Origin of the sequence: Treponema sp. OMZ 805 (assembly GCF_050937395.1) — a bacterium.
In the GTDB taxonomy this organism is placed as follows: Bacteria; Spirochaetota; Spirochaetia; order Treponematales; family Treponemataceae; genus Treponema.
On sequence record NZ_JACCLP010000018.1, the window covers coordinates 20,933 to 30,941 of the forward strand.

A 10,009-nucleotide genomic window follows, 5' to 3' on the forward strand; every position below is an offset into this window, starting at 1 on the left:
TGCGCTGCACGGAGGGGATGTCTCAAAAGTTGGTTACTTTTTCGCTATCCCCGCGAGTTTAAAATTAAATCTTTATACAATACAGAAAAAGCCGATAGGCTTTCAGTTTTTGACAGCCCCGAGTTTTAATATGAATATTTCCATGAAAAAGTCAATGCAGTATCTCCTACAAATAAGGTATCCGGTTTTGTAGGGGCGACTGACCAACGCAGCAAAAAGAAGGGAGTTGCCATTTCCAAACCGATTTCCGGCTGAAATAAAATATCCTTATAAACAGGACGCTTTGAGCCGCCGTTCTTAAGCGATTTTGAATCATAGTGGCTTAAGTGCAGCAGTGCATCCGCATAGATAGCCGAACCGAAATATTTCCCTATATAAACACTCGTATTATCAAGATAGTTACTCATTGTTAAAGTAGTATTCTGATTTGCAGTGAACAGGTTACCAAAAATGGCATTTTGCAGCAACAATGTACGGAAGGAAAAAGCATCCAACCCTATAAAATCCCTGACTTTGCTTTCCACTTTTTTAAGAAAGCCTACTTGTGCAAGGATATCGGAACTGGAAACCAGCAGATTTTGCCATAGATTATCTTTGCCCGTATCGCCGATAGCCACTTGTCCCAATAGCTGCATAATTTCATTCGTAGAACGGGGCGGATCCGAACTAATTTCAGGATTAAAACTGAATAATGACTGATCTTTTGTCGTCAAGACAAGCCGCAACGGTTCACCGCTACTGTCACGATCGCGGATTTCCGCCCTTAAAGTTACCAACGGTTCAATTTCGTTAGCCACATCCGCAAAAGTAATAGCCCCTTCACGGATATAGAAACTACGCTTAATATAAAACACTTCCCCTCCCCGCATCTTTACATCACCTTTCATTGTAAAGTTACCGGTTCCGGCATCGGAAATCAACGAAAGCGGAGAATCCGTAGGCACAAGTGTTCTTAAAATTGGAAAATCTGCTGTCGGCCAACGGAATTCAGCTTTGTGGCCAAACTGTAAATCCAGCTTCATATCAAAAGCGGTATCCCCCTCCCCTCCGTATTCGGCATTGAACTTATCAAAATCGTTAAATTTAACCACAAAGTAGCCTGAATCAAATGTTGCGGAGCCGTATACGCCGACAAGTGTAGGGGTTACCTTTATTTCAACAGTACAACCGGCAAGACCGTCCGCTTGGAACAGGATATTGTCGGTCTTAAATACTCCCATCTTGGTTCCGAGCGTCCCACATTGGACTGAAATATTGTCAGGAATCCAACCTGAAAACTCCGCAGTGCACCGCGCCCAAATATCCGTCGACGGACCTTTCAATACGGTATACGGTACCTCAAGCCCCGTACCGTCCGCAATAATGTCGAGTAAAACAGGCCCATATATCTCCGGTGCATAATTGGGAGAATTGACGGTTATATTCTGTCCGACTAATTTTCCGTTAAACTCAGGTTCCATCGGTTTTCCCCCGATAGTCAAATCTCCGGTAAGCGTCCCGCCGTGAAAAAGCACATAGTCAAGGCCGGTTATGTCCCATATTCGTTTAACATCTGCTCGGATATCGGTTACTTGCAGATTTAACGCCTCTTTTTTTACGGTACCGTCCAAATTGAGTTTAAGCGGCAGTGTTTCCGCTAATTTGAGCGACACTACACCGTCATCTAAGATAAAGCCGGTTATCTCATCATTTTTTCCGGCATAAAACGCAGTAACGCCCGGATCACGGATCATTGAAAGCGGAACAGTGTTCTTCCCGGTAAAATCACCGAACTGCCAATCGCTCAAGTAAGTGTTAATCGTAAAGCGCGCTCCTACGTTTTTGAGCAGGGAAAAGAATGCAGCTTTTGTTTTTTCATCAGGTTGTACACCGGTATACATAGTACCGATATGCGCTTTTAGCTGTTTATCGGCAACCGTACCGGTATAATCGGCATCAAGCCTTCCGGTCATCTCTGCTAACGAGAAATTGCCCGTTATATTGGAAGCTTCATGCATCCCCCATCCAAGCTGCGTAATATTCAGTTCCGCTTTTTCATCTTCCACCACAAGGGAACCGACTATATTCAGATCTTCGCCCTGTACAAACATTGAAAGTTGAGACAAATCCAATCGAGCTAAAAAGGAATCCGGATCGATTGAAAAAGCGGCATCAGCCGACACAGTATGCTTTTTCCCTTGGCTATATAAAAACCGATCCACCGAGATATTATCAAGTTTAAGCGAGCCGGCGGCACGGATATCTCCGCTTGAAAAATCAAACGTTGCGGCACACTCAACCTTTTCGGCGGCATCGGGAGAAACGAGATTCATTGCAGCAGTATAGTTTTTTCCGCCCTCATTATCAGGTATGGAAACTGCCGTTATAGCCAACGTACCGGTCAGCGCTTCGTCATCACCAAGTTTGACTTCAGACAAAAGCAGTCCCGAAGGATCTGCTTTTCCCATAAAATGCAAGCCAATCTTTGCCGGAGTTAACGAAGCAGGAGTTCCATAACTGACATATCCGTTGTCAATAGTATAAAACCAATCCGTGCGGTTATGATATTGAAACTCCGAATCCAAAGTTAAAAAGATGGGCAGAAAAGGCAGCGGTATTTCATTAGTTTTAACGCTTCCTTTGAAGCCGGTACCTTTTTCATAAAGGGCGCTAATTGCGAGACCATAGTCGCCGTAAATATTGAGAACATTCTGAGAAAAGAAGCCCTGTAGCTGATAACCGATCGAGTTAATAGCTAAAGAACCGGTAAAAATGATGTCGTTTAAACGATCAAAATCGGCATTGATATTCCCGCGGACGGACATATTTTTGTAAGATAGTTCGATATCGGTTAGCGCAAAAGAAGATTGATTCCCTTTTACCGATAACAGCGCATAAAAGTCATCAAGTGTATTTGAAACTAAAACGAACCTGATGCAGTTATATGAGAAACTGCGTAAATCACTCGAAATATAAAACTCGGTTGTACATTGGAGCGATTCAACCGCTGCCTGCGGTATATCCGCTTCAGGAACCGCTGCCTGAATAAAGTTGCAGATTGTACCGATACCGACGGCATCGAATGCCCCATGCAACTCTGCAAAATGAGGAGAAGCGGAAGCGCTACCTTCGTTATAGATATAAGATCCGTCAAAACGATACTTTCCATATCCGTCTTCGGCAGATAAGGTATAATCAGCTTTCCGTGCCGAAGGGTTAACAGCTAAAATGATGTTATGAAGTGCCCCTTTGCCGGCGGTAAGCGATGGTATTTTGCAGAAGAACGACTTTCCTTGCTTAAAAAACTGAAAATCCGCAGCCACTGAAGCGCCGGACGGAAGCTTAAACCGTTTTACAACAGCCTTCCCTGTAGGGATCTTAGTGTTGAGGTCAAAACTAAATTGAGAAAACACATCCGCATCTTTTCCCAATAGCGAAAGCTGTGAAATGTTGATTCTCTTATCATCTCCCTCCGCTTCAAGATTCAGTTGGGAAGCCGCGAAGCGGTATGAAGGGAACACTAGCGACGGTAACGCAAAACTTAAATCGCTATTCCATTGGATATGCCGCCCCGAAAGAGCAAATTGAAAGCTGCCGGACATTGTCATGGAAGCAAATTGGGTGAGGCTTTTGGGGGCATTATAGACCCTAACGGACTGCAAGGGGGCAAAATCTTTGCAGCTGAACCTTCCGTTTATATCGTTCGTTGCAATATTCCAGCTTGCGGTAAAGTCAATCGGCTGAAAATCCTGCATGGTATTAAAGGTAAAAACCTTATCCCGGTAATCCGCAAACAGTTTGAGCCGGTATATACCGAACCGATCGGTAGAAATATGAGAAAAATCGGCAACTACCGAACCGGCAGTCAAATCTTTGTTGAATTTTCCTTCGATAGTAAAGTCCGTTTCAGCTTGACCGATGGCCGTATAATCGCTATTCCGATAAGAGGCAGCGCTGCTAAGACTGACCGTTACAGCATCCGCATCGATAGCGACATATCCATCCGTTATCTTTGCGTTGATATCATGTACGGTATTTCTAAATCTTAAACGAACATTTTTAATGTGGATGTTCAGCAGCTGCGAGGAGAAAAAAGAAAGAATCTGTTCGGCATTTACAGAAGATTGGGTGGAACTTGGAGATTTCCGCACTGTGTTGAGCTTTTCGGCAAGCGATTTATTCTCTATCAAGTCTGCATCAATAAAGCCGTTGGCAATATTCACGGAATCTAATATCTCGGCAGTATTTCCGAAGATGAGCGCCCAAAAACGATACTGAACGGAAAAATCTTCAAAAGAAGCAATTTCTCCATTATGTTCCGCATCAAAGATTTTTACATTCCGTAATGAAACCGAGCGCAATATTGAAGGAGAAAGCGATTCGTAAGATAAGCGTACATTATACGTTTCCTCCAGCTCCGTCAAAACCAGCGAACGCACGGCTGCCAATTTTTTTTCCAGCGTTTGCATCAGAGGGCGGAGCGCCGCAAAAGAGAGAATAAGTATACATAAAAATAGTAAAAATTCTATTTTAGACCGTACGACAGGTTTCATCGAGGGGCTATTATATCAAAAAAGAAATTGCTATGATAGATAAGCGTGTCGAACAAACGCATCAGACATTTTGTTACATCTCCCCGCAGAATACTGAGGCCGTTCAACCTTTCCTTTTGAAAATATGGGGGCATCTACTTCGTTATTTCACAAAAATTAGTCCTCGACGTGCAAAAGCACGCCTGTGGGTAATTTTTGTTCATGCCTCGTATCTGCCTCCCATATTTCCAAAAGGCTAACGGAAAGATTATTTTCGAACATCATACTCTCATTTATTTTGCGGTATTTGATTTATTGGTTTGATACGATTATCCTCTTGCTAAGAATAAGGAAAAACTATAGATGATTTTGAAAAATTTTGTGGTGTTTGAGGGGCTTGACGGGACGGGGACGACGAGCCAGATACGGTTGTTACAGGAAGCGTTTGCTTCCCACGGGCGGCAAGATGCCGTGCTGTTTACTTGTGAACCCACCGGCGGTTCCATCGGGAAGTTAATCCGCGAAGCGCTTTCAGGCGCAGCAGGATTCGATGGTCAAACGATTGCCTACCTTTTTGGAGCGGATCGATGCGAGCATATATATGGTAAAGAAGGTATTTTCGCACAGCTCCAAGCGGGGAAGGCGGTTTTTTCCGACCGGTATCTGTTTTCCAGCCTTGCCTATCAAGGGCTTGCTGCAGGAAAGGAACTGGCACGGGCAATCAATGCGCCGTTTCCGCTTCCCGAATATCTCTTTTTCTTTGACTTGCCTGCAAAAACCGCGATGGAACGAATCGAAAAGCGAAACATCCCGCGGGAAATATACGAAAAAGAGGCGTTTCAACAAAGGGTTGCGGACGAATATCAAGCCATTTTCCGGTATTACGCGGAAACGGCGCCGGATATGCGGATTATCCGTATCGATGCTGCTCAACCAATAGCGAAAATTCACGAAAACATCTGGAGTATTGTCTGTAATCTGCCGATAATATAAAAGATGAAAAGGCGTTTTTGTTTATCTGCAGTGTTACTGTTTTTCTCTTTCGCTCAAACGGCGTTGCTACCTGCGTACTTTGTAACATATAAAGAGCAGTATTATAAGCTCTACCATATCCATTACCAGCAGTATCCCGACGATACGATCGAGAACATTTATTGGCTTGAAAAGGCGATCAATGCGGATTTCTGTAATCCCCTGTACGCATTAGGAAAGATCACCGATAAAACGGATTGGGAAAAATACCGGTATCTCTTTATGATGCACTTAAACCTTAAAATGGTAGAACAGCACCTCAGGCTCGGTATGAAATACGATAAGCAGGTCGCATATTTTTATAATGCGCCATGGAAAGAACAAAACATCGAAAGTTTAAAAATGGCCGAAGATTGTTACAACACCGCCTTGTTTTATTGGAAAGAAGCAACGCTGTGGGCTGAAAAAGCAAATGTACGGAAGTTTCAGTTTCTCTTTCTAACCGATCTACAGTATTGGGAAGATGAACGGGAACGGATCGCGCAAAAAAAGCTCAATTACGAACGCACGATAACACGGGAATTGGAACGGCTCGCCAAAGTCCGCGCCGAATTTATCAAAATGGAAGACACATATTGATAATTCAAAATTGAATTATCAATATGTGCGAAATTTTTTATTAAAATTTCGCACAGTTTATTGTGAAAGAAGGGAAAACGTAGCAGGCCAATGGGATAAATATCGCAGAATAATGGAGATTGGGCAACCATTTGAACCGCGAAGAGGTTCAACTCTGGTTGAACGGTCTCCATTATTCTGCGGGCTGTAAAAATTAGTCTGCTACGTTTTCCCTGAATGCAAATGCTGGACAGGTAGCTCGTTAATTGGTATACTTTTCCAATAGCGCTATATAAAGAGGTGTAAAAAGTGTCTCGAACACGAGGATATAAGAAAACTGAAAATAATATTGTACGATATATCTCAAAGCAGATAAAGAAAGCAGCCGAAGCGGTTTTGCATTTTTTTCAACGAGTCATTGCAGGCGGTCGAAAAAAGCTAACCATCATGATCGTCCCGCATTCACAAAAGAAAGTGCTGAATTTTCAGACCAGTATTTTCAGCTTACTTTTCACACTGATTATCGCCATCGGCTTTTTCTCTTCATTCTTTTGGTTTGCACACAAAACAGCCGTATCGGTACAAGACCTTTCAGCTACCAAAGAGGAAGCCCGCAAAGCACAGGCGAGTTTGGACGTATTACGGGATGAAACCAATGAACTCCTAAAAACCGCACGGAATTTTCAGACAGCGCTTACTTCAACTTTCTCCTCACTCGGTTTAAAGACAACTACTCCTGCGGGGCAAGCTGCAAACGGAGATTTATCTTTTCTATTTAATATGCACGAGGTTGCGGAAGGTTCGCTGAAAGAAGCTGCGGAGCTGCAGCAGCTTACCTCATACCTTAACGATGCCGTATTACCGGTACAGGAAATGGGGAAACTCCTTAATATGCAGACAACGCTCTTTTCCGATATTCCGAGCCTTTGGCCGATTAAGGGCGGCATCGGGCATATTTCGATGGCATTCGGACAAAACCGGCACCCCTTTACCGGTCAGTGGTATATTCATAAAGGTATAGACCTTTCCACCTATCGTTCGGGAGACCCAATCGTGGCCACTGCGGACGGGCAAGTTGTTACCGTAGAATTTGATCCCGGATGGGGAAATTATATCATCATTAAGCATAAACACGGTTTTTATACCCGATATGCACACCTTCAATCTTACCGCGTAACCAGAGGTGAATATGTACAGCAGGGACAAACCATCGGATATATCGGAACAACCGGTATTTCGACAGGTCCCCACCTACACTATGAAGTACATATCGGTTCCGATGTTGTAGACCCGATTAAATATCTTAATATAAAAGCTTCCAATACAAAGCAATAACTATGGCAAAAAAAAACTTTATCGATGATATTTCGATCAACACCATTGTTGGGTCGGGATCGATGATAAGCGGGAATATAACGGTTTCAGGCTTTTTACGGATAGACGGTGATATAAACGGCAATATACAGACCATGGGACGTGTCATTATCGGAGAGGAAGCCCGAATACGAGGCAATATCCGTGCAGCTTCGGTTAGTGTAGGCGGAATTGTACAGGGCGATATTATTGCGCCGGATTATGTCGTCGTCCTTTCATCGGGGATGGTTATCGGGTCGGTTCTGACAAAAAAGCTACGGGTTGATGATAATGTTATCCTGCACGGATTCTGCTCCGCAACCGGCGATCAGCACAGCTTTGAAGAAGCGGAAAAAAAATATGCAAACCGACAAGCGCTCCATTCCTCCACTTTTTCTTACTCAAAATAAAGGAGAAAGATGGGAAATCAGATAGAAAGTTCAACTTACGCAGCAGGGGTAACCGTTCAACCGTCCTTACAAACCAAAACAGCGCAATCCGAAAAAGACAAAAAAAAACTGAATAAATTTAAAGAGATGCTGCGAAGTGTCTTACCCCAAACCCGGCAGGGAAACGAAGTCGATATACTCGAACAGCTGAGTACATTACCGCAAGAAGAAGCAATCGCTCTGTTGCAAGACGATGTACGATCTGCAGGGGATACCTTGCGAACGCGCCAAAATCCTGAAACAATCTTACGGTATAAGCAGGCTGTTAAAAACTTTATCAGCTATGTCGCGCATGAAGCATATACGGTTACGACACGGACTCACTTACGCCGTGATAAGACCAATCATTTAAGACCACGCTCTTTTACCCAAATTGTTATTATCAATGAAAAGCTTGACAAGTTTGCAGGTGAATTGCTCTGTGACCAAAAAAGCCAGCTTTTTATTCTTGAACGGCTTGAAGAAATATACGGCTTAATTATAGATTTAATTACATAATAGGAGTCAGAAATGGATATTGAATTTGAAGAAACATATACCGAATACGAAGAAATAGATGATTTAAGCGCTTTGGAAGATAGCGATGCGCCTCAAACGGAAGAAACTATACCGGAGGGAGCCTTCCCCAAACCACTCTATCAGTTAAAGCTTGAATATTCACAAGAGACTTTTTACGCGACAACGGCGGATTTAAACCTGCAAGACGGTGATTATGTCATTACCCCTACCCGCTACGGTGATGATATGGCTCGTGTAATGGGTTTGGTACAACATCCTATTAGAGCAGCAATTAAAGATATCGTTACGGTTACGCGGAAAGCAACTGATAAGGATTTTCAGCGTATAAATGAAAATCTTGAAAAAGAAAAGGAAGCCGGCGCAGTTTTTAAAGAAAAAGTTCTTATTCATAAACTTGATATGAAGTTGATTGACTGCCACTACTTGCTTGAGGATCCTAAAGTGATCTTCTTTTTTACGGCAGATACCCGTATTGACTTTCGTAAGCTGGTTAAAGACTTGGTTGCTATTTTGCATCTTCGTATCGAGCTGCGGCAAATCGGTGTTCGCGATGAATCGAGAATGGCTGGCGGCATCGGCTGTTGCGGTCGCCCGTTTTGCTGCCATGCCGTAACGGACAAACTGCGGCCGGTATCTATCAAGATGGCAAAAGAACAAAACCTATCGTTAAATTCGCTCAAAATTTCGGGGCAATGCGGACGTCTACTCTGTTGCCTTTCTTATGAATATGATTGGTATGTGGAAACGCGGAAAAAGCTGCCCTCAATCGGCACCAGTCTCTACTACGATAACACCCTGTTCCGCATCAGCGAAATAAATCTGATTACCGGCATTATTGCACTTGCCGGAGAAGACGGGCGGGTTATTTCTATGCCTGCACAGCGTTTTTCTCAGCAGCACGGAAAATGGAAAATTAATAATTAGCAAAGAGGTTATTTAATAAGGCGGTCATAAGAGGTTTGCACCCTTTGGGTTTTAGATATCTTATCTTCCGGCCCGGGAGCCTTATTGAGTTTACTAAGATACGCATACAGCTTATCTGAAGTATCCTGGCTGATCGCATGTTCCATTTCGCATGCCTCGCGATCGGCAGTTTCTTCGTCTACACCCAATATATCGGTCAAAAACTTATACAACGTGTTATGCCGTTCGCGAACATTTTTTGCAACAGCACAGCCTTTTTCGGTAAGACGCACCAATCCGTAGGGTTCATGTTCGACAAAACCGGAATCTTTTAACAGACTGAGACGCTTATTTACGCTTGCCCTCGAAACCCCCAACAAATTAGCGATATCGATTGAACGGACAGCCTCAGTACCGTGTGATAAATCATAAATAACTTCCAAATAATCTTCTTGCGAAGCAGAAACTCGTGCTATCATAAGTTTATTATATACCCCTTTGAGTTCGTTTGCAAGTTTTAATTTTCTGTTGCAATTTATAATTCAGATAGTATGAATATGCGGTATCTTTAAAAATCCGTTAGCCTATGCTATAATACTTACCAGCAAGCGAGGGAGAACAGCTATGAGCACTGCAAACAGAAAGTACAAAGACTCCGTATTTGTCGACCTTTTCAGCGAAGAC

8 protein-coding genes are annotated in these 10,009 nt (G+C 43.2%); 6 read left to right on the forward strand and 2 right to left on the reverse strand.

The window, feature by feature from the left end; translation table 11 throughout:
- Nucleotides 1–125: 125 nt before the first annotated feature.
- Nucleotides 126–4,532 carry a translocation/assembly module TamB domain-containing protein gene (locus tag HGH47_RS11600; protein ID WP_212566172.1) on the reverse strand — a complete coding sequence of 1,469 codons (4,407 nt, stop codon included), beginning with the start codon at nucleotides 4,530–4,532 and terminating at the stop codon, nucleotides 126–128.
- 342 nt (nucleotides 4,533–4,874) lie between these two features.
- On the opposite strand from HGH47_RS11600, the gene tmk reads away from it, so the two are divergent.
- From tmk to HGH47_RS11630, 6 genes are all read left to right on the forward strand, one after another.
- A complete protein-coding gene (tmk, locus tag HGH47_RS11605) occupies nucleotides 4,875–5,504 on the forward strand; it encodes a dTMP kinase (RefSeq protein ID WP_212566171.1) in 630 nt (209 codons plus the stop codon).
- Between the two features lie 3 nt (nucleotides 5,505–5,507).
- Nucleotides 5,508–6,122, forward strand: coding sequence for a hypothetical protein (locus HGH47_RS11610; protein WP_212566170.1), 615 nt, complete (start codon nucleotides 5,508–5,510; stop codon nucleotides 6,120–6,122).
- A gap of 288 nt (nucleotides 6,123–6,410) precedes the next feature.
- Entirely contained in the window at nucleotides 6,411–7,436 is a 1,026-nt protein-coding gene (locus HGH47_RS11615; RefSeq protein WP_212566169.1) for a M23 family metallopeptidase, read from the forward strand.
- 2 nt (nucleotides 7,437–7,438) lie between these two features.
- Nucleotides 7,439–7,864, forward strand: a complete 426-nt coding sequence (locus HGH47_RS11620; RefSeq protein ID WP_432912486.1) for a bactofilin family protein — start codon at nucleotides 7,439–7,441, stop codon at nucleotides 7,862–7,864.
- Nucleotides 7,865–7,873: 9 nt separating this feature from the next.
- Nucleotides 7,874–8,401: a YaaR family protein gene (locus tag HGH47_RS11625; protein ID WP_212566168.1), complete on the forward strand. Its 528-nt coding sequence runs from the start codon at nucleotides 7,874–7,876 to the stop codon at nucleotides 8,399–8,401.
- A 12-nt stretch (nucleotides 8,402–8,413) separates the two neighbouring features.
- The gene (locus HGH47_RS11630) at nucleotides 8,414–9,346 is read left to right on the forward strand and encodes a PSP1 domain-containing protein (RefSeq protein ID WP_212566167.1); all 933 of its coding nucleotides are present in this window, start codon (nucleotides 8,414–8,416) and stop codon (nucleotides 9,344–9,346) included.
- Nucleotides 9,347–9,354: 8 nt separating this feature from the next.
- On the opposite strand, the gene HGH47_RS11635 is transcribed toward HGH47_RS11630, so the two are convergent.
- Entirely contained in the window at nucleotides 9,355–9,804 is a 450-nt protein-coding gene (locus tag HGH47_RS11635; protein ID WP_253676322.1) for a metal-dependent transcriptional regulator, read from the reverse strand.
- Nucleotides 9,805–10,009: the final 205 nt, after the last annotated feature.